This is a genomic window from Latilactobacillus graminis DSM 20719, assembly GCF_001436415.1.
Lineage (GTDB): Bacteria > Bacillota > Bacilli > Lactobacillales > Lactobacillaceae > Latilactobacillus > Latilactobacillus graminis.
Genome location: NZ_AYZB01000068.1, coordinates 1 through 223 on the forward strand (window position 1 = coordinate 1; position 223 = coordinate 223).

Genomic DNA, 223 nt, shown 5'->3' on the forward strand with positions numbered 1-223 from the left:
AAAAAGGAGTGTTTCAAATGACAAAACGTAAATATGAATTAGGTACTATCTTAGTGGATGTATGGGGTTACGAACAAACCAACATCGATTTTTACCAGGTTGTGAGAGCAACTGAAAGTAGCTGCTGGCTTCGTGAAATTGAAAAAAATTATGTCAAAGATATTTCGACTATGAGTTCAATTGTGGAACCAGTCAAAGACGAATTCTCAAGACCTGACGAAAA

General features: G+C 35.9%; 1 pseudogene. It reads left to right on the forward strand.

The annotated features are described in order from the left end of the window. Positions 1 to 17: 17 nt before the first annotated feature. Positions 18 to 223, forward strand: a pseudogene (locus FC90_RS08875) (hypothetical protein); the annotation flags it as partial.